General features: G+C 71.0%; 20 protein-coding genes. 12 read left to right on the top strand and 8 right to left on the bottom strand.

The genetic code is table 11. The features are described 5' to 3' along the window. Positions 1-72: 72 nt before the first annotated feature. Positions 73-1,032, bottom strand: coding sequence for a LysR family transcriptional regulator (locus IE325_RS23290; RefSeq protein WP_190071946.1), 960 nt, complete (start codon positions 1,030-1,032; stop codon positions 73-75). Between the two features lie 157 nt (positions 1,033-1,189). Between IE325_RS23290 and IE325_RS23285 the strand changes: the two genes are divergently transcribed. Beyond that, positions 1,190-2,635, top strand: coding sequence for a glyceraldehyde-3-phosphate dehydrogenase (locus tag IE325_RS23285; RefSeq protein ID WP_190071945.1), 1,446 nt, complete (start codon positions 1,190-1,192; stop codon positions 2,633-2,635). Between the two features lie 72 nt (positions 2,636-2,707). On the opposite strand, the gene IE325_RS23280 is transcribed toward IE325_RS23285, so the two are convergent. From IE325_RS23280 to IE325_RS23265, 4 genes are all read right to left on the bottom strand, one after another. Beyond that, complete coding sequence (locus IE325_RS23280; RefSeq protein ID WP_190071944.1) at positions 2,708-2,899, bottom strand: hypothetical protein; 192 nt, start codon at positions 2,897-2,899, stop codon at positions 2,708-2,710. A gap of 111 nt (positions 2,900-3,010) precedes the next feature. Then, positions 3,011-4,171 (bottom strand): NAD-dependent formate dehydrogenase, encoded by a 1,161-nt coding sequence (locus IE325_RS23275; RefSeq protein ID WP_190071943.1) that lies wholly within the window; start codon positions 4,169-4,171, stop codon positions 3,011-3,013. A gap of 106 nt (positions 4,172-4,277) precedes the next feature. Next, positions 4,278-5,207, bottom strand: coding sequence for a LysR family transcriptional regulator (locus tag IE325_RS23270; RefSeq protein ID WP_190071942.1), 930 nt, complete (start codon positions 5,205-5,207; stop codon positions 4,278-4,280). Positions 5,208-5,254: 47 nt separating this feature from the next. Next, positions 5,255-5,416, bottom strand: coding sequence for a hypothetical protein (locus tag IE325_RS23265; RefSeq protein ID WP_190071941.1), 162 nt, complete (start codon positions 5,414-5,416; stop codon positions 5,255-5,257). Positions 5,417-5,554: 138 nt separating this feature from the next. Between IE325_RS23265 and IE325_RS23260 the strand changes: the two genes are divergently transcribed. From IE325_RS23260 to IE325_RS23245, 4 genes are read left to right on the top strand one after another with little or no spacing between them, the layout of a single operon-like run. Further along, positions 5,555-5,845, top strand: coding sequence for a TOBE domain-containing protein (locus IE325_RS23260; protein WP_190071940.1), 291 nt, complete (start codon positions 5,555-5,557; stop codon positions 5,843-5,845). Positions 5,846-5,852: 7 nt separating this feature from the next. Beyond that, a complete protein-coding gene (modA, locus tag IE325_RS23255; protein ID WP_190071939.1) occupies positions 5,853-6,680 on the top strand; it encodes a molybdate ABC transporter substrate-binding protein in 828 nt (275 codons plus the stop codon). Further along, entirely contained in the window at positions 6,677-7,537 is an 861-nt protein-coding gene (gene modB / locus IE325_RS23250; RefSeq protein ID WP_190071938.1) for a molybdate ABC transporter permease subunit, read from the top strand. The genes modA and modB overlap by 4 nt, the downstream gene beginning before the upstream one ends. Continuing rightward, positions 7,534-8,613 (top strand): ABC transporter ATP-binding protein, encoded by a 1,080-nt coding sequence (locus IE325_RS23245; protein ID WP_190071937.1) that lies wholly within the window; start codon positions 7,534-7,536, stop codon positions 8,611-8,613. The genes modB and IE325_RS23245 overlap by 4 nt, the downstream gene beginning before the upstream one ends. A 75-nt stretch (positions 8,614-8,688) precedes the next feature. On the opposite strand, the gene IE325_RS23240 is transcribed toward IE325_RS23245, so the two are convergent. Next, positions 8,689-10,326, bottom strand: coding sequence for a thiamine pyrophosphate-binding protein (locus IE325_RS23240; protein WP_190071936.1), 1,638 nt, complete (start codon positions 10,324-10,326; stop codon positions 8,689-8,691). Next, the gene (locus IE325_RS23235) at positions 10,323-11,108 is read right to left on the bottom strand and encodes a cyclase family protein (protein ID WP_190071935.1); all 786 of its coding nucleotides are present in this window, start codon (positions 11,106-11,108) and stop codon (positions 10,323-10,325) included. Before IE325_RS23235 ends, IE325_RS23240 begins: the two co-directional genes overlap by 4 nt. Positions 11,109-11,253: 145 nt before the next feature. Here IE325_RS23235 and IE325_RS23230 point away from each other — a divergent pair, with 145 nt between their 5' ends. The 7 genes from IE325_RS23230 (at position 11,254) to IE325_RS23200 (ending at position 18,364) form a co-directional block, all read left to right on the top strand. Continuing rightward, entirely contained in the window at positions 11,254-12,363 is a 1,110-nt protein-coding gene (locus tag IE325_RS23230) for a GDSL-type esterase/lipase family protein (protein ID WP_190071934.1), read from the top strand. A gap of 35 nt (positions 12,364-12,398) precedes the next feature. Beyond that, complete coding sequence (locus IE325_RS23225; protein WP_190071933.1) at positions 12,399-14,030, top strand: cellulase family glycosylhydrolase; 1,632 nt, start codon at positions 12,399-12,401, stop codon at positions 14,028-14,030. A 166-nt stretch (positions 14,031-14,196) separates the two neighbouring features. Then, entirely contained in the window at positions 14,197-15,234 is a 1,038-nt protein-coding gene (locus IE325_RS23220; protein ID WP_190071932.1) for an ABC transporter substrate-binding protein, read from the top strand. A gap of 34 nt (positions 15,235-15,268) precedes the next feature. Beyond that, positions 15,269-16,273 carry a FecCD family ABC transporter permease gene (locus tag IE325_RS23215; protein ID WP_190071931.1) on the top strand — a complete coding sequence of 335 codons (1,005 nt, stop codon included), beginning with the start codon at positions 15,269-15,271 and terminating at the stop codon, positions 16,271-16,273. Next, a complete protein-coding gene (locus tag IE325_RS23210) occupies positions 16,270-17,322 on the top strand; it encodes a FecCD family ABC transporter permease (protein ID WP_190071930.1) in 1,053 nt (350 codons plus the stop codon). Before IE325_RS23215 ends, IE325_RS23210 begins: the two co-directional genes overlap by 4 nt. Before the next feature lie 72 nt (positions 17,323-17,394). Continuing rightward, a complete protein-coding gene (locus IE325_RS23205; RefSeq protein WP_190071929.1) occupies positions 17,395-17,649 on the top strand; it encodes an EF-hand domain-containing protein in 255 nt (84 codons plus the stop codon). Between the two features lie 202 nt (positions 17,650-17,851). Next, positions 17,852-18,364, top strand: a complete 513-nt coding sequence (locus tag IE325_RS23200; protein WP_229911939.1) for a hypothetical protein — start codon at positions 17,852-17,854, stop codon at positions 18,362-18,364. 66 nt (positions 18,365-18,430) lie between these two features. On the opposite strand, the gene IE325_RS23195 is transcribed toward IE325_RS23200, so the two are convergent. Continuing rightward, on the bottom strand, positions 18,431-21,805 hold the full coding sequence (locus IE325_RS23195; protein ID WP_190071927.1) for a pyruvate carboxylase: 3,375 nt from the start codon (positions 21,803-21,805) through the stop codon (positions 18,431-18,433). Positions 21,806-21,933 lie beyond the last annotated feature (128 nt).

The raw sequence follows: 21,933 nt of genomic DNA, 5'->3' as shown, positions 1-21,933 counted from the left end.
ACCTCTCGCCAACAATGCCGTGTGACATAGCACATGGCACCGAGCTGCCATAACACACGTCATGGGCGCGCGTTATCCCCCGGTCACGCTCCACGTGCGGGCGGCCCATGTCTTCAAGTGCGGGGACTGGGCGACGAGTTGGCGATGGGCGGCGGTCGCGGACTGGAAGAGCGCGTCGATCATGTCCTCGGTGACCGCCGCCCGCCGCCACGCCAGCACATACCGGCACCACAAGGGCGTACCGACGAGCGGCTTGACGGCCACGTCCGGCAACGCCCGCATCGTCGGCTGCACGACTGCCACGCCGAGCCCGTCGGCGATCATTCCCTGCAACTGCTGCTGGTCACCGAGGAATTCATGGACGACGGCCGGGTCGAAGCCCGCCGCCGTACAGGCCGTGTAGAAGACGCCCGGCCAGCCCGCCCCGTCGTCCGGCGTCAGGAACCAGGCCTCCTCCGCGAGGTCGGCGAGGGCGACCTGGGTGCGCCGGGCGAGCGGATGCCGGGCGGGCAGCGCCACGAACGTCGGCTCGGTCACGATGCCGCGATGGATCACCGCGTCCGAGTGCTCCAGCTCCCGGCCGGGGTAGTCCGCGGCGATGGCGGCATCCACCACCCCCTCCTCCAGCAGCTCGACGATGCGCGAGGAGGCGTACACACTGCTCACCGCGAGCGGCACGTCCGGCAGCCGCGAGCGGAGGCCCGACACCATGCCGGCCAGCATCGGCGAGTTCGTCGCCGCGACCCGCAGGGTCCGCCGTCCGGCCGGGGCGCCGGAGGCCGGGCGGCGCCCGATCGCGTCGGCGCGGGCGAGGACGTCACGGGCCTGGGCAACGACGTCGAAGCCGTACGGGGTCAAGTGCACGCCGGTCGGGCCGCGCTCGAAGAGGGACTCGCCGAAATACCGCTCGATGCGCCGGAGTTGGGTGCTCATCGCGGGCTGCGAGTAGCCCAGCTCGGCCGCGGCCCTGCCTACGCTGCCCGCGTCCGCGATGGCACACAGCACGCGTAGGTGCCGTAGCTCCAGCTCCACCGGTTCACTCCTCACTTCGCACGGACGGGACGCCGTTGGCGCAAAAAGCACAAATGGTCATACTCCGGATATTTACACCACCCGGAGACCCCCCTTTGAACGCTCATCGCACCCTGCGGTTAGCATATGAGCGCCTCCTAGCTCGAAAGATAGGCCCGTGACTGTCAACGACGACTCGTTCACCAACTGGAAGAACCGCGAGGAGATCGCGGAGTCGATGATCCCGCTCATCGGGAAGCTGCACCGGGAGCGGGACGTCACCGTCCTCCTCCACAGCCGCTCCCTGGTGAACAAGTCGGTGGTCAGCATCCTGAAGACCCACCGGTTCGCCCGGCAGATCGGCGGTGAGGAGCTCTCGGTCACCGAGACCCTGCCGTTCGTGCGGGCGCTCACCGAGCTGGACCTCGGCCCGTCGCAGATCGACATCGGCATGCTGGCCGCGACGTACAAGGCCGACGACCGCGGTCTGACCGTGGAGGCGTTCACCGCCGAGGCCGTCGCCGGTGCCACCGGCGCCAACAAGATCGAGCGCGGCGAGGGACGCGACGTCGTCCTGTACGGCTTCGGCCGCATCGGCCGCCTCGTGGCCCGGCTGCTGATCGAGAAGTCCGGCTCGGGCAACGGTCTGCGACTGCGCGCCATCGTCGTGCGCGGCGGCGGCGACCAGGACATCGTCAAGCGCGCCTCGCTGCTCCGCCGTGACTCCATCCACGGCCAGTTCCAGGGCACGATCACGGTCGACGAGGCGAACAGCACGATCATCGCCAACGGCAACGCGATCAAGGTGATCTACGCGAACGACCCGTCCGAGGTCGACTACACCGCGTACGGCATCAAGAACGCCATCCTGATCGACAACACCGGCAAGTGGCGCGACCGCGAGGGCCTCTCCGGCCATCTGCGCCCCGGCATCGACAAGGTCGTGCTGACCGCGCCGGGCAAGGGCGACGTCCCGAACATCGTGCACGGCGTGAACCACGACACGCTCAAGCCGGACGAGCAGATCCTGTCCTGCGCGTCCTGCACCACCAACGCCATAGTCCCGCCGCTGAAGGCGATGGAGGACGAGTACGGCGTGGAGCGCGGCCATGTGGAGACCGTCCACTCGTTCACGAACGACCAGAACCTGCTGGACAACTACCACAAGTCCGAGCGTCGTGGCCGTAGCGCGCCGCTGAACATGGTCATCACCGAGACCGGTGCCGCCTCGGCCGTCGCCAAGGCGCTGCCCGACCTCAAGGCCCGGATCACCGGCAGCTCGATCCGTGTCCCGGTCCCGGACGTCTCGATCGCGATCCTCAACCTCCAGCTGAAGCGCGAGACGAGCCGCGAGGAGGTCCTCGACTACCTGCGCGAGGTGTCCCTCACCTCGCCGCTGCGCCGCCAGATCGACTTCATCACGGCGCCCGACGCGGTCTCCAGCGACTTCATCGGCTCCCGCCACGCCTCGATCGTGGACGCGGGCGCGCTGAAGGTGGAGGGCGACAACGCGATCCTCTACCTCTGGTACGACAACGAGTTCGGCTACTCCTGCCAGGTCATCCGGGTCGTCCAGCACGTCTCCGGTGTGGAGTACCCGACCTATCCGGCACCGGCGGTCTGATCCCGCGCCGCGGGATCCGCGGTCCTCTCGTTCCGTGCCGGGCCCGGGTCTTTCCGGGTCCGGCCGCGGGCTTCAGGAACAGAAGTCGGTGATGGTGGCGGCGAGGACGTCGGTGAGGCGGTCCAGCGAGCCGAGCTCGACGTATTCCGTGGCCGCGTGGGCGCCTTCGCCGCCGAGGGGTGAGGCCCAGCAGGAGCAGAACACGCTCCAGGACCTGCCGCAGCGGGCCATGTCCAGCGCCGAAACCCCCCGGACCTGACGCACCGCACCACACCGCGGAGGCTGGAGGTCGGAGTGGAGGCCACCGCCCGGGTGAAGTCGACGAAACGTGCACATCGACCGCGTGTGAGGGAGCCGGGCGGTGGCCTCCATGGGTCACTTGGTGACCGAGTAGGAGTGGGCGCCGGTGCCCGCCAGTGCGCCTCCGTCGACGATCAGGTACTCGTCGCGGATCGGGCGGCCCGCCAGCCAGGACTCCAGGATCTCGCGTGTGCCCGCCGCGTAGCGGGCCTGCGCCGACAGGGACGAGCCGGAGATGTGCGGGGTCATGCCGTGGTGGGGCATCGTGCGCCAGGGGTGGTCGGCGGGGGCCGGCTGCGGGTACCAGACGTCGCCCGCGTAGCCCGCCAACTGGCCGCCGCGCAGGGCACGGTCCACCGCGTCCCGGTCGACGATCCTCGCCCGGGCGGTGTTGATCAGGTAGGCGCCGCGCTTCATCGTGGCCAGCAGCTTGTCGCCGAAGAGCCCTTCGGTCTCGGGGTGCAGCGGCGCGTTGATGGTGACGACGTCGCAGTGCGGGACCATCTCGGCGGTCGAGGCGTGGAAGGTCAGCCCCAGCTCCTGCTCCACCTCTCGCGGCAGCCGGTGCCGGTCCGTGTAGTGCAGCCGTACGTCGAAGGGCGCGAGGCGGCGCAGGACCGCCAGGCCGATGCGTCCGGCGGCGACCGTTCCGACGTGCATGCCCTCCAGGTCGTACGAGCGGGCCACGCAGTCGGCGATGTTCCAGCCGCCGTCCAGCACGACCTGGTGGGAGGGCAGGTAGTTCCGGACCAGGGACAGCGTCATCATCACCACGTGTTCGGCGACGCTGATGCTGTTCGAGTACGTCACCTCGGCCACGGTCACGCCGTGCGCCACCGCCGCGTCGAGGTCGACGTGGTCGGAGCCGATGCCCGCGGTCACCGCCAGTTTCAGGTTCTTGGCGGCCGCGATGCGCTCCGCGGTGAGGTACGCCGGCCAGAACGGCTGCGAGATGACGACATCCGCGTCGGCCAGCTCACGGTCGAAGGCGGACCCGGTGCCGTCCTTGTCGGAGGTGACGACGAGGGTGTGGCCGGCCTTCTCCAGGAAGTCGCGCAGGCCTAGTTCGCCGGAGACGCTGCCGAGGAGGTGGCCCGGCGTGAAGTCGACGGCCTCGGGCGTCGGGGTGGTCTGGCCGCCGGGGTAGTGGTCGATGGCCGGCAAGTCGTCGCGGGCGTACGTCGTCGGGTATCCGTCGGTGGGGTCGTCGTACAGGACGCAGAGCACCTTGGCCATGGGAGCGGCTCCTCAACTGGCTTCGCGGGTAAGTGCGTTTCACGATCCCGGCCGCCGAAGACGCTGGTCAAAGCGAACTTCGCTATGCCTGTATAGCCGTCGGCTATCAGTGCTCGTGGCCGTCGAGATACGTCCGCAGCAACTCGTCCAGCGCCTCCCGTACGCCCGCCTCCCGCGCCACCGCCAGCAGTGCTCCGGCCAGTACGGAGGGCGGGTCGTCGGGGCCCGTCACCAGTCCCACCCTCGGGCCGTGCGCGGGGCCCTCCAGAGGTACCACCCGCATCCCCTCCGGTACGCCGAACATGTGCAGCCACGCATGGGAGATCACGCTCGACCAGCGGCCGCCGGGCAGGTGCGCGTACAGGCCGGCGACGGTGTCCGACTCGACGGCGGGGGTGGCGGTCGCGCCGTCGGCCGCGAAGCACTCGTCGATGATGCGGCGGTTGCGCATACGGGAGTTGAGCAGGCACAGCGGGAGCGCGGCGGCCTGCGCCCAGCTCGCCTTCCCGACGCCCGCGAGCGGCCCGTCGACCGGGGTCAGCAGCATGTACCGCTCCTCGTACAGGGGCAGTCGGCGCAGGGCGCTGTCGTCATCGAGGTACGTCATCGCCGCGTCCAGCTCGAACTCGGCCAGTCCGTGCGTGATCTCCGCCGACGACAGTGACTCGATGCTCACCCTGGCCTGCGGGTGGCGCTCGCAGAACGGGGTCGTCAGCAAGGACGCGGCGGGCAGGGCCGTGGGGACGACTCCGAGGCGGAGCGTGCCCGTGAGGCCGTCGCGCAGGGCGGACAACTCCTGGCGGAGGGAGTCGCGTTCGGCGAGGATGCGGTGCGCCCACGCCAGAACCACCTCCCCCTCGGGCGTGAGGCCCTCGTAGCGTCTCCCCCGGCGCACGATCGGCACGCCGAGTTCGTGTTCCAACCGCCGTATCGCGGCGGACAGCGAGGGCTGGGAGACATAGCAGGCCGCCGCCGCGCGCACGAAGTGCCGCTCACGGGCGAGGGCGACCAGATACTCCAGCTGCCGCAGCTGCATACGTGACCTCCAGGGCTTCCGGTGGGCCTACCCCACGGCGACGGTCGTCACGACCGGCACAGCAGGGCCGCCCACAGGTCGCGGCGGTCGGCGAGGCGGGAGCAGGTCGCGGCCGGTGAAGTGCTCGATGCCGGGCACAGATCTCCGGTCAGGACGACTTCCGCCATCTGTGCGGCGGCCGTATCGGCCGGTGCGAGGGGCTGACTCACGGGTTACCACCTCCCGGATGACCTTACCCGGACCCGTGCTCTGTACAAACGCACATGCCAACATGGCGGATCGCATTTCCGGCTCATGCGATGTGACAGGAGACTTTCCCCTCGCATCTGCGGCAGTATCATCGGCGCATGCACACCTACCGGAGGCGCTTGGTCGACGGCGGGAAACTCACCGCCGGACGCGACGAGCTGGGCCGCCGGATCATCCCCGGGCCGGCTCTCGCGGCCTACGCCCGGCAGTTGCACCGTATGGAGCGGGAATCCACCGGCTCCTCGGCCCGCAACCGCTTCTCCGGCATCGTCACCGAGGTGATCCTCGGGGATGTGTCGGCGCAGGTGGAGATCCAGGCCGGGCCGTTCGGGGTGGTGGCGATGGTGATCGAGTCCGTCAGGACCGTCCGTCAGGACCAGAGGGAGTAGACCCGTGATGACCCGTACCGCGCGCCGGAACCGCCGGCCCCTGCAGGTGGCCGGTGCAGGGGCCGCCGCTCTGCTGGCCCTGAGCGCCTGCTCGTCCTCCGATGACTCCTCGTCGGCGAAGTCGGACTCCTCAGCGTCGGCGTCCGGATCGGACAAGGTCTCCGGCGATGTGACCGTCTTCGCGGCGGCCTCCCTGAAGGAGAGCTTCGAGGCGCTCGGCAAGCAGTTCGAGAAGGAGCACCCGGGTACGAAGGTGACCTTCAGCTTCGGCGGCAGCGATTCGCTGGCCGCGAGCATCACGGGCGGGGCGCCGGCCGATGTGTTCGCCTCGGCCAGCCCCAAGACGATGAAGATCGTCACGGACGCCGGGGACGCCACCGGCACACCGGCGACCTTCGTCCGCAATGAGCTGGAGATCGCCACCCTGCCGGGCAACCCCGACAAGATCGCCTCCCTGAAGGACCTCACCAAGTCCGGCCTGAAGGTCGTGCTGTGCGACAAGGAGGTGCCGTGCGGCGGCGCCGCGCAGAAGGCCCTCGACGCAAGCAAGCTGAAGCTCGCGCCGGTGTCGTACGAGCAGGACGTCAAGGCGGCGCTGACGAAGGTGGAGCTGAAGGAGGCCGACGCCGCGGTCGTCTACAAGACCGATGTGCACGCGGCGGGTGACAAGGTGGAGGGCGTGGAGTTCCCCGAGTCCGCCGACGCCATCAACGACTACCCGATCACCGTGCTCAAGGACACGAAGAACGCCGAGGCCGCCAAGGCGTTCATCGCGCTCGTGCGGTCCGCCGAGGGGCAGAAGGTTCTGTCCGAGGCAGGGTTCCTCAAGCCGTGATCCCGAGCGACAAGGCCGACGCCGCGACCGATACCCTCCAGGGCGGGCCGCGGCGTCGGCGCGGCCGGACGGGCGTCGGTCGAGGGGTGCCGCTGCCCCTCCTGATTCCCGCGCTGCTCGGCCTGGCGTTCCTCGTCGTGCCGCTGATCGCCCTGCTCGTACGGACCCCCTGGCACAGTCTGCCCGAGCAGCTGACCAGCCCCGATGTGTGGCAGGCCCTCCAGCTGTCCCTGATCTGCGCCACAGCCGCGACCGCGGTGAGCCTGGTCCTCGGAGTGCCGCTGGCCTGGCTGCTGGCCCGGGTGGAGTTTCCCGGCCGTGGTCTCGTACGGGCCTTGGTCACGCTGCCGCTCGTGCTGCCGCCGGTCGTCGGGGGTGTGGCGCTGCTGATGGCTCTCGGCCGTAACGGCATCGTCGGACAGTGGCTGGACTCGTGGTTCGGGATCACCTTGCCCTTCACCACCGCCGGGGTGGTCGTGGCCGAGGCGTTCGTCGCCATGCCGTTCCTCGTCATCAGCGTCGAGGGCACCTTGCGCGCCGCCGACCCGCGCTACGAGGAGGCGGCCACCACCCTGGGCGCCTCCCGCTTCACCGCGTTCCGCCGGGTCACGCTGCCGTTGATCGCGCCGGGCATCGCGGCGGGCGCGGTGCTGGCCTGGGCCCGGGCGCTCGGCGAGTTCGGCGCGACGATCACCTTCGCGGGCAACTTCCCCGGCCGTACCCAGACCATGCCGCTGGCCGTGTACCTGGCCCTGCAGAGCGACCCGGAGGCGGCGATCGCCCTCAGTCTCGTTCTGCTGGCCGTGTCCATCGCAGTCCTCGCCGGCCTGCGTGACCGTTGGATGACAGCAGGATGACCAAGATCGACGAAACCACCCGCGCCGACACCGCCGTCGAAGGCCTCGACGCCCACCTCGTCGTGGACCGGGGCACCTTCCGCCTCGATGTGACCCTCGCGGTCGCGCCCGGCGAAGTGGTCGCCCTGCTCGGCCCGAACGGCGCGGGCAAGACCTCCGCCCTGCGCGCACTCGCCGGACTCGTCCCTCTGTCCGACGGGCATCTGCGGCTCGACGGCGCGGAGTTGGACCGTACGCCGCCCGAGTCCCGCCCGGTCGGGGTCGTCTTCCAGGACTATCTCCTCTTCCCGCACCTCACCGCACTCGACAACGTGGCCTTCGGCCCGCGCTGCCACGGCGCCACCAAGGCGGAGGCCCGCGCCCAGGCCGCCGCCTGGCTGGACCGCATGGGTCTGGCCGAGCACTCCGGAGCCAAGCCGCGCAAGCTGTCCGGCGGCCAGGCCCAGCGCGTCGCCCTCGCCCGCGCGCTGGCCACCAACCCCCGGCTGCTCCTGCTGGACGAGCCCCTCGCAGCCCTGGACGCCCGCACCCGCCTGGAGGTCCGGGCCCAACTCCGCCGCCATCTGGCCGACTTCGAGGCAGTGGCCGTACTGGTCACGCATGACCCGCTGGACGCGATGGTCCTGGCCGACCGCCTGGTGGTCGTCGAACACGGCCAGGTGGTGCAGGAAGGCACGCCGGCCGACATCGCCCGCCACCCGCGCACGGACTACATCGCGCAGCTGGTGGGCCTGAACCTCTACCGGGGCCGGGCCGAAGGCCACACCGTCCGCCTCGACACGGGCCCGGCCATCACGACCTCGGAAGACCTCACCGGCCCGGTCTTCGTGGCGTTCCCGCCGAGCGCGGTCACCCTGTTCCGCGACCGCCCCACCGGCGCGAGCGCCCGCAACCTCTGGCAGTGCGAGGTGGCGGGCCTGGAGACCCACGGCGACCAGATCCGCGCCGACCTCACCGGCGAACTCCCCCTCGCCGCCGACCTCACCACCGTCGCCGCCGCCGAACTCGATCTGCACCCGGGCGCCAGGGTCTGGGCGACGGTCAAGGCGACACAGACCCACGCCTACGCCGTCTGAGAGCCCATCCGTGACTAGCGCCGCCCACGGCATCGTCACCCGGCCATTGCGCGGGGTCGTCGCGTCCTCATCCGCTCAGTGCCCCCGGAACGCCTCCTCCAGCCACCACGCCCCCTGGTCGGCGACCACCTTCGCGTCGATCAGCAGCGGAGCGCCACGCGGCCCGGCGACCCAGTCCGCCACCGCCTTCAGGTCGGCCCGCGTCCGCACGGTCACCGCCTCGAAGCCGTAGCCCCGGGCCACGGCGGCGATGTCCGTCGGCGGGAAGCGCACGGTGTCGAGCGGGTGCCCGTCGGGGCCGAAGTGGTGGACCTCGGCGCCGTAGGCCTCGTCGTCGTACACGACGACCACCATGGGCAGTCCCAGCCGGCGCACGGTGTCCAGCTCCACGGCGCTCATCAGCGCGCCGCCGTCCCCGAGCGCGGCCACCGGCAGCCGGTCCGGCTGGGCCAGGGCCGCGCCGATGGTGGTGGCCAGGCCCAGCCCGATCGACTGGAAGGCCTGTGTGAAGCAGAAGCCCTTCTCGTCGGGCACCGACAGATACATGGTCGGGTAGCCCATGAAGTTGCCGGAGTCCACGCCGACGACCCGCTCGGCGGGCAGGATCTCGTCGAGCGCGATGCCGAGCGTCCGCGGGTCGATTCGCTCCCGTGTGCCTGTGTCCTCGTACGGCACGTCGTGCCAGCGCAGTCGTGAGGCAAGGCCCGCGCCTGTCTCCGGACTCCGATAGCCCTCCCGTCGTACGCCGCCGCCCGCTTCGAGCGCCCGGCGCGCGGTGAGCTGGACGTCGCCGGTCACGCCGAGGTGGACCGGCCGGTGTGCGCCGAGTGCGGACGGATCGTCGTCGACCTGTACGACCGTGGCGTCGGCGCCGATGAGATGGCCGTGCCGCATGGTCCACATGTTCAGGGCGCAGCCCCAGCCGACGATCAGGTCCGCGCCCTGGATCAGCTCGACGGCGAGCGGCGAGGCGAAGCCTCCGGAGACGTCCAGGGACCACGGGTTGCCGTGGAAGAGTCCGCGGGCCACGGCCGAGGTCGCCAGCAGCGCGCCGTGGTGTTCGGCGAGGGCTTCCAGAGTCTCCCGAGCGCCGCGCGCTCCCCTTCCGGCCACGAAGACCGGGCGCCGGGACTGTGCGAGCAGTTCGGCGAGAGACCTCACCTCGGCCGCGTCCGGCTCCACGGCGACCCGTGGCGCCGGAGGTGCCGCCTGGGCCAGGGCACCCTCGGGGACCTCCGACGCCTGTACCGGAAGCGGGAGGTTGAGCAGGACGGTACGCCGCTCCCGCACCGCCAGCCGGACCGCCCCGCACGTCTGCTCGACGGCCTCCTCCGCCGACGTCACCCGGACCGCGACCGCCCCCACCGCATGGGCCAACGCCTCTTGGTCTACGTAGAAGTTGGAGCGGGGCTCGGTCACCTCTGCGGCCAGCACGATGAGCGGCGTACGGCTCTTCGCCGCCTCCGCGATACCGGTCATCGCGTTGGTCAGGCCGGGGCCCTGATGGACGCTCACCACGGCCACCTCACCGCTGGTGCGGGCGTACGCGTCCGCCATCGTCGCCGCGCCGCCCTCATGGCGTGCGGCGACGAACCGGGCACCGGCCGCGATCATCGCGTTGGTGACATGGAAGTTGCCCGATCCGACGACCCCGAAGACCTGTCCGACCCCGGCCGCGTACAGCGCCCGGCCGACCGCTTCCGCGACCTTCATGAGCGCTCCACCAGGGCGAGCACGCGCGCGGGTGCCCCGGAGCCGGTGACGATGGGCAGCGGGCCCGCGATGACGACGGAGCCGGTCGGCGGCAGCGCGGCGAGGTTCTGCAACTGCGTCAGGCCGTACTTGTCGCTGCCCATCAGGTAGGAGTGGCAGGGGAACGCGGGGTCGAAGGAGTGCGCGGCGCCGGCGTCCGTGCCGACCGTCTCGACGCCCAGGCCGAGGACCGGGGACTCCTCGGCGACCCAGCGGGCGCACGCCGGGGACAGACCGGGGGTGTGCGGGCCGTTCTCGTCGGCGTTGAGGAAGGTCTCCTGGGAGTGCGAGCGGGCGTCCCAGCCGGTACGCAGCAGCAGCCAACCGCCTTCGGGCAAGGGGCCGTTCACCGCTTCCCAGGCCTTGATGTGGTCGATCTCGACCAGGAAGTCGGGGTTCTCGGCGGCCTCGGCGGTGAAGTCCAGTACGGCGGCGGGTGCGAGCAGTTTGCGCGCCGGTACGGAGGCGACGTCGGCGAGGTCCTTGCCGGTGACCCAGTGGTTCGGGGCGTCGAAGTGGGTGCCGGTGTGCTCGCCGCTGCGGAAGTTGTTCCAGTACCAGGCGGGGCCGCGGTCGTCGTACCGGCTGATCTCCTCCAGCTCGAAGACGGCCGTCTGCCCGAACTGCGGCGGCAGTTGGATCACCGGAGTCGTCGACGACAGGGGTGACGTCAGATCGACGACTTCGATCGATCCACCCCGCAGTCCGGACACCAGCGCGGCAAGGACGGATGACTCGGACATGGCGCCTCCTCAAGCGGACGGGGCTCGCACGGACAGCATCTCAGTCCGCTCCACACCTCTTGACGCGTCAATGACAACAGTGGCTTGATGGGATTCATGGGAGCGCTCCCACTTCCCTTGGAGAAGAGCCGGAGAAGGGAACACCATGCGCGGCACCCACCCGTTACCCCTGCGGTTCATTCCGCTGCTCGCCCTCCTGGCCGCCCTGCTCCTGCCCGTCGGTGTCCCGCTCGCGCCACCGGCCGCCGCAGCGAAGGGGGCCGCGGACCCCGTGCGCATCATGCCGCTGGGCGATTCGATCACCGGCTCGCCCGGCTGCTGGCGCGCGTCGCTCTGGAACCGTCTGCGGTCCACCGGATACACGAACATCGACTTCGTCGGCACGCTCGGCCCGCAGGGCTGCGGTCAGCCGTACGACGGGGACAACGAGGGCCACGGCGGCGAGTTGGTCACGAACGTGGCCGATCAGAATCTGCTGCCGGGCCGACTGGCCGCCACCCTGCCGGACATCGTTGTCATGCACTTCGGCACGAACGACGTATGGAGTTCCCTCGCCCCTGACCGCATCCTCGCCGCCTACACCCGGCTGGTGGAGCAGATGCGGGCGAGCAACCCGGACATGAGGATCCTCGTCGCCCAGCTCATCCCGATGAACCCGAGCAGTTGCACGGGTTGTGCGCAGCGCGTCGTCGAGTTCAACGCGCGGGTACCGGAGTGGGCCGGGGCGACCGGTACGAGTCGGTCTCCCGTCACCGTGGTCGACCAGTGGAGCGGCTTCGACACGGCCGTGGACACCTATGACGGCGTGCATCCGAATGCCTCCGGTGACGAGAAGATCGCCGGCCGCTGGTATCCGGCGCTGACCGCGCTCCTCGAGGCGGGACCCGGGGATCCGGGTGATCCTGGCGATCCGGGTGACCCGGGGGAGCCTTCCGGCTGCACCGCGTCCTTCCGTGCCGTCTCCGTCTGGCTGGGCGGATATCAGGGCGAGGTGACGGTGACCAACACGTCCGACTCCTCCGTCCCGGGCTGGGCCGCGACGGTCGTACCGGTGGACGGGGCCCGCCTCACCCAGGTCTGGAACGGCACCCTCGGCACGGCCGCCGATGGCACCGCGACCGTCGCCAACGCGTCATGGAACGGCACGTTGGCACCCGGCGCGAGCGCGAGCTTCGGTTTCATCGCCGGTACCCCGGCAACGGCCGGCGCTCCGTCGGCGACTGTCTCTTGCACGGCGCGCGCCGCGTCTTCCTGACGCACCGTCATCCCATCTCATCCTTCGGAGCCGCCATGAGATCCCGCACCAGCCTCGCCCCACGAGTGGCCGCGGTGCTGGCCGCCGTCCTGGGCCTGCTAGTCCCCCTGCTCTCCTTCGCCACACCTGCCCAGGCTGCGGCCACCGGCCTCCACATCGAGAACGGCCGACTGCTGGAGGCGTCCGGGAACGACTTCGTGATGCGTGGCGTCAACCACGCCCACACCTGGTACCCGGGCGAGACCCGGTCGCTGGCCGACGTCAAGGCGCTGGGCGCCAACTCCGTCCGTGTCGTCCTCTCCGACGGTCACCGCTGGACGAAGAACAGCGTCGAGGACGTGGCCGCCGTTGTCGCGCAGTGCAAGGCCAATCGGCTGATCTGTGTGCTGGAGGTGCACGACACCACCGGCTACGGGGAGGAGGCGGCGGCCGGGACGCTCGACCACGCGGCCGACTACTGGATCGGCCTGAAGGACGTGCTCGCCGGTGAAGAGGACTACGTCATCATCAACATCGGCAACGAGCCCTGGGGCAACACCAACCCCGCCGGCTGGACCGAGCCCACCACCGCGGCCGTGAAGAAGCTGCGTGCCGCCGGATTCGCCCACACGATCATGGTGGACGCGCCCAACTGGGGCCAGGACTGGCAGGGCGTCATGCGTGCCAACGCCCGGTCGGTCTACGATGCCGACCCCACCGGCAACCTGATCTTCTCGATCCACATGTACAGCGTCTATGACACGGCGCAGGAGATCACGGACTATCTGAACGCCTTCGTCAGCGCTCGACTCCCCATCCTCATCGGTGAGTTCGGAGGCCCGCCCGACCAGTACGGCGACCCGGACGAGGACACCATGATGGCCGCCGCCCAGCAGCTACGGCTCGGTTACCTGGCCTGGTCCTGGAGCGGCAACACCGACCCGATCCTCGACCTGGCGATCGACTTCGATCCCACGCGGCTCAGCTCCTGGGGCCAGCGGATCTTCAACGGGGCGAACGGCATCGCCGCCACCTCCGAGGAGGCCGACATCTACTCCTCCTCCGGCGGTGACACCACTCCCCCGACCGCGCCCGGCACACCGACCGCCGCCGCCGTGACGTCCTCGTCCGTGACCCTGAACTGGGCCGCGGCGACCGACTCGAACGGCGTCACCGGCTACGACGTCGTGCGTTTGAGCGGCGCCGCCGAGACCGCCGCCACCACGACGGCCGGCACCTCCGCCACCGTCACCGGCCTCGCCCCGGACACCTCGTACACCTTCGCCGTCTACGCCCGTGACGCCGCCGGCAACCGCTCGCAGCGCTCCGGCACGGTGGCCGTCACGACGTCCTCCGGCGGTTCCCCGGCGACGTGCGGTGTCGCCTACCGGGTGGCCAACGAGTGGCCCGGCGGCTTCCAGGGCGAGGTCGTCATCCGCAACACCGGCAGCACCGCCATCAACGGCTGGACGCTGCGCTGGACCTTCCCCGGCAGTCAGCGGGTCAGCAACCTGTGGGGCGGCACCTCGACCCAGAGCGGCGCCGAGGTGAGCGTGGCGGCCGTGTCGTACACGGCGACGATCGCCCCGGCGGGCCCGGTGACCCTGGGCTTCACGGCCGCGACGGGCGGGACGAACCCGAGTCCCACGGTCTTCACGCTCAACGACTCGACCTGTTCGGTGGTCTGACACCCCCAGGTCCGCGGTCTCGTGTGTGGTCGACGCACATGTGCGTCGACCACACACGGTCGTGACAGGAACCACACAGGCTCCCGTGCAGGGCACATGAAGGATCCGGATAAGGTGAGGCTGGCCTAAGAGCCGACCCCATGTGCGCCGAACAGGGAGCCCTGTCATGCCTCACCGCCGTCGCGGCACAGCCGCCGTCGCCCTCGCCGTCGCCGCGGCGCTGTCCCTCGCGGCCTGCGGCGGCTCCAACGACGGTGCGGGCGACGCGGGTTCCACGGCCGGGAACAAGAAGGACGTGGCCAAGGGCGGCAAGGACTTCGCGTCGGCCGCGAAGAAGACCGCCGAGATGGGCACCGACGCCAAGCCCGGCCAGTGGCCGCGCACCGTCGAGCACGCCATGGGCGAGACGGTCATCAAGTCCCAGCCCAAGCGCGTCGTGGTCCTCGACGTCGGCGAGCTCGACAACGTCGTCTCGCTCGGCATCGAGCCGGTCGGACTTGCCCCCACGGAGGGCTCCCCCGAGCTGCCCTCCTACCTGAAGAAGGACGCCGGCAGCCCGGCGAACGTCGGCACGATCAACAACCTCAACCTGGAGGCGATCGCCGGTCTCAAGCCGGACCTGATCCTCGGCAGCCAGCTGCGCGCCGCGGACAAGTACGACGAGCTGTCGAAGATCGCGCCCACCGTGTTCTCCATCCGCCCCGGCTTCACCTGGAAGGAGAACTACCTTCTGAACGCCGCGGCCCTGGACAGGACCGCCGAGGCGAAGGCGAAGCTCGCCGACTACGACAAGAAGGTCGATGCGCTCGACGCCGAGCTGGGCGCCGGCAAGCCGACCGTGTCGATGCTGCGGTTCATGCCCGACGGGGTGATCCGGCTCTACGCCAACGCCTCGTTCATCGGCACCATCCTCAAGGACGCCGGCATCCCGCGCCCGAAGAACCAGGACATCGAGGATCTGGCCGCCGAGGTCAGCGCCGAGAACATCGACCAGGCCGACGCCGACTACATCTTCACCGGCGTGTACGGCGACGCGAAGGCCACCGACAAGTCCCGGGCGCAGGGCAACCCGCTGTGGAAGAACCTCAAGGCGGTCAAGGCCGGGCACGCCTACGACGTCCCGGACGAGACCTGGTACCTGGGCCTGGGTGTCACGGCGGCCGACGAGGTCGTCGCGGACCTGGAGAAGTACCTCACCAAGTAAGCGAACCAGCCGGCCAGACAGCAAGAGGAACCGCATGTCCCGTGCCACCCGGCGCCGTATCGCCTGGACGGTCGCGGGCCTGCTCCTGCTGCTGCTCGCCGTCCTGCTCTCGCTCGCCCTCGGCAGCCGCCAGATCGCCCCGGCCGACGTGTTCGACGCCCTGTGGCGCGGCGGCACCGGCGACGACGCGCAGGTCGTGCGTGCGCTGCGGGTCCCCCGCACGGTCATCGGCGTGATGGTCGGACTCGCCCTCGCGGTCGCCGGGGTGGTCATGCAGGGCATCACCCGCAATCCGATCGCCGAGCCCGGCGTCCTCGGGGTCAGTCAGGGCGCCGCGCTGGGCGCCGTCTGCGCCATCGCGTTCCTCGGGGTGCACTCGCCGAGCGGCTACGTCTGGTTCGCGTTCGCCGGTGCGGGGCTCGCCGCGGTGGCCGCGTACGCGGTGGCGGGCAGCGGACGCGGCGGCGCCTCGCCGGTGAAGCTGGCGCTGGCCGGGGCCGCGATGAACGCGTTCATCGCCTCCGTGGTCTCCGCCATCGTCACGACCGACGCCCGCGCACTGGACGAGTTCCGCTTCTGGGACGTCGGTTCGATCGGCGGCCGGGACGGTGAGATCGTCGCGCGGACCTGGCCGTTCCTGGTCGTGGGGATGGTGCTGGTGGCCGTCGTGGCCCGGGGCCTGGACGCCCTGGCGCTCGGCGACGACGTGGCCCGGGGGCTGGGTCACCGGGTCGCGCTGGTGCGGGCGGTGGGCGCGCTCGCCGCGACCGTACTGACCGGGGTCGCGGTCGCGATGGCCGGTCCGATCGCGTTCATCGGCCTCGCCGTTCCGCATATAGCGCGGGCACTGGTGGGCGCCGACCACCGCTGGGTGCTGGCCCTGTCGGCGCTGCTCGGCCCCGCGGTGATCCTGATGTCGGACGTGCTCGGCCGGGTCGTCTTCGCGCCCTCGGAGGTACCCGTGGCCGTGATGACCGCGCTGCTCGGCGTGCCGTTCCTGGTGGCGCTGGTGCGGCGGAAGGCGACGGTGCCGGCATGACCCAGCCATCCGTGCCTGCCGGATACACCGTCGTCCGCGTCGGATACGGCAGCCTCCTCCTGCACCGCCGGGCGATCGCCGTCGCCGCCGGGCTTGCCGTCGTCCTGGCGGTGGCGGCCGTGGTGTCCCTGTCCGTCGGAGAGTCGTACGTCTCCCCCACCGAGGTCGTCCATGTGCTGCTCGGGCAGCCGAGCCCGGACGAGCTGGTCGTCGGCACGCTGCGGCTGCCCCGGCTGGTGACGGGGCTGCTGGTCGGTGCCGCGTTCGGTGTCTCCGGGGCGCTGATCCAGTCGGTCGCCCGCAACTCCCTGGCCAGTCCGGACGTCATCGGTGTCACGCACGGCGCGGGTGCGGCGACGGTGACCGCGATGACGTTCGGGCTGACGTCGTACAGCGTGCTGCCGTACGTCTCGGTGGTGGGCGGGCTCGGGGCCGCCGCGCTCGTCTACGTCCTCGCGTGGCGGGGCGGTCTGCACGCCGCGCGGTTCGTGCTCGTCGGGATCGGTGTGTCGATCGCGCTCGGTTCGCTGACCCGGCTGTTCCTCACCAAGGGCGACTATCTGGTCGCCCAGCAGGCCAAGGTGTGGCTGACCGGTTCGCTCAACGGCCGGGGCTACGACCAGGCCGCGCCGCTCGCGCTGACCGTCGCGGTGCTGGTCCCGGCGCTGCTGTGGGCGGCGCACGCCCAGCGGATGGTGTCCCTGGACGACAGCACGGCGACCGCGCTGGGGGTACGGCTCGGGCCGGTGCAGCTGGGGCTGACCGCGCTCGGCGTCGTGCTGGCGTCCGTGGCGACCGGGGCGGCGGGGCCGGTCGACTTCGTGGCGCTGCTCGCCCCGCAGATCGCCCACCGGCTGACCCGCACGGCCCAGCTCCCGCTGCTCTCCTCCGCCCTGACCGGCGCCACGATCGTGGTCGTCGCGGATCTGCTGGCCCGCCGTCTGTTCTCGCCGGTCGAGCTGCCGGTGGGCGTGCTCACGGCGGCGATCGGGGCGCCGTATCTGATGTGGCTCATCGCTCGCACTCGCCGGGGCCGGCAGGGAACCTGAAGGGGCGCGGACGCGTTCTTGTCTGGTAACGGGGTGGCAGGTGAGCCTGCCGACAGGAACGAAGGTGACACGATGAGTGACAAGGCCCGCAAGTTGTTCGAGGCGCTCGACCTCGATGAGAACGGGACCCTGACGCGCGTGGAGGTGATCACCGCCCTGCGGACGAAGGGCCCGTCGCTGGCCGCCTCGGGGGATCTGCCGATATGGGCCCTCGGGGACGACGACGCCTCGTCCGCCCTCTTCGACGCCGCCGACCAGAACGGCGACGAGGAGCTCACCCTGGAGGAGTTCTCGGCGGTGGTGGACCGCCGGTTCGGCTGGAGCTGACGGCAGCCCCCCTCCGGTATCACGCCAATATCGGCCTCCCGCAGGCCGGACGCGGATGCGGCCCGAACGGGCACTTCACGGCCTCGCCATACCGCCCACACAGGATGAACACATTCAGCCGTTCCCCCGCCGCCGCACCCGGCGCGGGGCAGACGGCGTGCGCACCGCGCGCCTAGCCTCCCGGGCCATGCGATCAACACGTATGAGACGCATGGGTCTCACCGCCGTCCTCGGCCTCCTGCTCGCCGTCTTCGGGCTCGCCCCCGGCGCGAGCGCGGCGGACCCCGCGCCGGCCGAGCTGACCTTCGCCACCGACGCCGCGAGCACCACTCCCGGCGGCACGGTGAAACTCTCGATGACGCTCACCAACCACAAGACGTACGACGTCCTGTTCGTCCACCAGACGATCGAGCCCACCTGGCTCACCACGCAGCGCCCCGACCTGAAGTACAGCTTCACGGGCTGCACCCTCGCCACGGCCACCGGCAGCACCCCCTGCGCCGGCACCGGACCCGGCAACCTCGGTCCGAACTACGGCGCCACCATCCCGCCCGGGCAGAGCCGCACCGTGACGCTGACCCTCCAGGTCGCGGCCGACTCGGGCTGCAACGGCAACATCGGCTTCTACTCGTACTTCTACGCCGAGTTCAGCGACGCGACCAACACCAGCGGCGGTCCGGTGTTCACGCCGGACACCCGGGTGGTCTGCGCCTGACATCAGGACCAGCCCACCGATGCCCCGCGCAGAGCCTCCCATGCGCGGGGCAACACCGTGGGCGGCTCAGGCCAGTTCGACGAGGAGGTCGCCGCCCTCGACCTGCTGGATGCGGTTGATGGCGAGCCTGGCCACCGTGCCGGCCTTCGCGGCGGTGATCGAGGCCTCCATCTTCATCGCCTCGATGGTGGCCACCGTGGCACCGGCCGCCACCTCGTCGCCCTCGGCGACCGTGAGGGTCACCACTCCGGCGAACGGCGCCGCCACATGCCCGGGGTTGGCCCGGTCCGCCTTCTCCGTCACGGGGACGTCGGAGGCCGCGGCCCGATCGCGGACCTGGATCGGCCTCAACTGCCCGTTCAGGGTGGACATCACGGTCCGCAGACCGCGCTCGTCCGCGTCGCCGACGGCCTGCAGCTCGATCAGCAGCCGCACGCCGCGCTCCAGGTCGACGGCGTACTCCTTGCCCGGGCGCAGCCCGTAGAAGAAGTCCTTGCTGTCCAGCACGCTGGTGTCGCCGAAGGTGTCCCGGTGCGTCTCGAACTCCCGCGTGGGCGCCGGGAACAGCAGGCGGTTGAGGGTCGCCCGCCGGTCCTTGGCGAGGCCCTCGCGGTCGTCGGCGCCCAGTTCCCGCACCGGCTTGGCCTCGGCCCGGCCCTTCAGCGCCCGGGTGCGGAACGGCTCGGGCCAGCCGCCGGGCGGGGTGCCGAGTTCGCCGCGCAGGAAGCCGATGACGGAGTCGGGGATGTCGAACCGGTCGGGGTCCGACTCGAAGTCCGCCGGGGACACTCCGGCGCCCACCAGGTGCAGCGCCAGGTCGCCGACGACCTTCGAGGACGGGGTGACCTTGACCAGCCGGCCGAGCATCCGGTCGGCGGCGGCGTACATCGCCTCGATCTCCTCGAACCGGTCGCCGAGCCCCAGCGCGACCGCTTGGGTGCGCAGGTTGGACAGCTGCCCGCCGGGGATCTCGTGGTGGTAGACCCGGCCGGTCGGCGAGGCCAGACCCGCCTCGAAGGGGGCGTAGACCTTGCGGACGCTCTCCCAGTACGGCTCCAGGTCACCGACGGCCTGGAGATCGAGGCCGGTCGGCCGCTCGGAGTGGTCGGTCGCGGCGACGATCGCCGACAGCGACGGCTGCGAGGTGGTGCCCGCCATGGACGCCACCGCTCCGTCCACCGCGTCCGCGCCGGCCTGGATCGCGGCCAGGTAGGTGGCGAGCTGGCCGCCCGCCGTGTCGTGCGTGTGCACATGGACCGGCAGGTCGAACTCCCGGCGCAGCGCCGACACCAGCTTCGCCGCGGCCGGTGCCCGCAGCAGGCCCGCCATGTCCTTGACGGCGATGATGTGGGCGCCGGCGTCCACGATCTGCTCGGCGAGCCGCAGGTAGTAGTCCAGGGTGTACAGGCGCTCCGCCGGGTCGGACAGGTCGGAGGTGTAGCACAGGGCCACCTCCGCGACGGCCGTACCGGTCTCCCGTGCCGCCTCGATCGCGGGCCGCATCTGGGAGACGTCGTTGAGGGCGTCGAAGATGCGGAAGATGTCGATGCCGGTGGCCGCCGCCTCCTGCACGAAGGCGTCGGTCACCTCGGTCGGATACGGGGTGTAGCCGACGGTGTTGCGGCCGCGCAGCAGCATCTGGAGGCAGATGTTCGGGGCGGCTTCGCGCAGGGCCGCTAGGCGTTCCCACGGGTCCTCGGCGAGGAAGCGGAGGGCGACGTCGTAGGTCGCGCCGCCCCAGCACTCCAGGGAGAGGAGTTGGGGCAGGGTGCGGGCCACCACCGGGGCGACGGCGAGCATGTCCTTGGTGCGCACCCGGGTGGCGAGGAGCGACTGGTGGGCGTCGCGGAACGTGGTGTCGGTGACTCCGATGGTCGGCGAGGCGCGCAGCCAGCTCGCGAAGCCCTCCGGGCCGAGTTCGGCGAGCTTCTGCCGCGAACCGGCGGGCGGCTCACCGGTCGGCAGCGGCGGCACCTTCGTCAACGGGTCGAGCAGGTCGGGCCGTTCGCCGTGCGGCCTGTTGACGGTGACGTCGGCCAGGTAGGTGAGCAGCTTGGTGCCGCGGTCGGCGGAGTGGCGGGCGGTGAGCAGGTGCGGGCGCTGCTCGATGAAGGAGGTGGTGACCCGCCCGGCCTGGAAGTCGGGGTCGTCCAACACCGCTTGCAGGAAGGGGATGTTGGTGGCCACACCGCGGATGCGGAACTCGGCCACGGCACGCCGGGCACGGCCCACCGCGGCACCGAAGTCCCGGCCCCGGCAGGTCAGTTTGACCAGCATGGAGTCGAAGTGGGCGCTGATCTCCGTGCCGGCGTGGGTCGTTCCGCCGTCGAGCCGGATGCCGGAGCCGCCCGGCGAGCGGTAGGCGCTGATCCGGCCGGTGTCCGGGCGGAAGCCGTTGGCGGGGTCCTCGGTCGTGATACGGCACTGGAGCGCGGCGCCGCGCAGGGTGACGGTGTCCTGGGCGAGGCCGAGGTCGGCCAGGGTCTCGCCGGCGGCGATGCGCAGCTGCGACTGCACCAGGTCGACGTCGGTGACCTCCTCGGTCACCGTGTGCTCGACCTGGATGCGCGGGTTCATCTCGATGAAGACGTGGTTGCCCTCGCGGTCGAGCAGGAACTCCACGGTGCCGGCGTTGCGGTAGCCGATCTGCCGGGCGAAGCGGACGGCGTCGGCGCAGATGCGGTCCCGCAGCTCCGGGTCGAGGTTGGGCGCGGGCGCCAGCTCGATGACCTTCTGGTGGCGGCGCTGCACCGAGCAGTCCCGCTCGAAGAGGTGGATGACGTTGCCCTGCCCGTCGGCGAGGATCTGCACCTCGATGTGGCGGGGCTCGACGACGGCCTTCTCCAGGAAGACGGTCGGGTCGCCGAACGCGGACGCGGCCTCGCGGGACGCCGCCTCGATGGACTCGCGCAACTGCGCCGGATCCTCGACGCGACGCATGCCTCGTCCGCCGCCGCCCGCGACGGCCTTGACGAACACGGGGAAGCCGATGTCGTCGGCGGCACGGACCAGCTCGTCCACGTCGTTGGAAGGTGCCGAAGATCCCAGCACCGGTACACCCGCCTCGCGTGCGGCGGCCACCGCGCGGGCCTTGTTGCCGGTCAGCTCCAGGATGTCCGCGCTCGGTCCGACGAAGGTGATGCCCGCCTCTTCGCAGGCCCGGGCCAGATCGGGGTTCTCGGACAGGAATCCGTATCCCGGATAGACGGCGTCCGCTCCCGCCCGGCGCGCCGCGCGGACGATCTCCTCCACGGAGAGATACGCCCGCACCGGATGCCCGGGCTGGCCGATCTCGTAGGCCTCGTCGGCCTTCAGCCGGTGCAGGGAGTTGCGGTCCTCGTGCGGGAAGACGGCGACGGTGCGCGCGCCCAGCTCGTAGCCTGCGCGGAAAGCGCGAATCGCGATCTCACCGCGGTTGGCGACCAGCACCTTGCGGAACATTCTTGATCCCTTCAGCCTGCCGGGTGACGGACACCCATGGTGTCGGCGCCTCCCCTTTCACGCCATGTGAGCCGGGCCACTCACCGGGTTACCACGCGGCCTGTGAGGGTTCGCCCCGGGGTGCCTCG

The sequence above is a fragment of the Streptomyces lanatus genome (genome assembly GCF_014655715.1).
Lineage (GTDB): Bacteria > Actinomycetota > Actinomycetes > Streptomycetales > Streptomycetaceae > Streptomyces > Streptomyces lanatus.
Note: the sequence above shows the minus strand (reverse complement) of the source record. Positions and strands in the feature narration are given on the sequence as shown.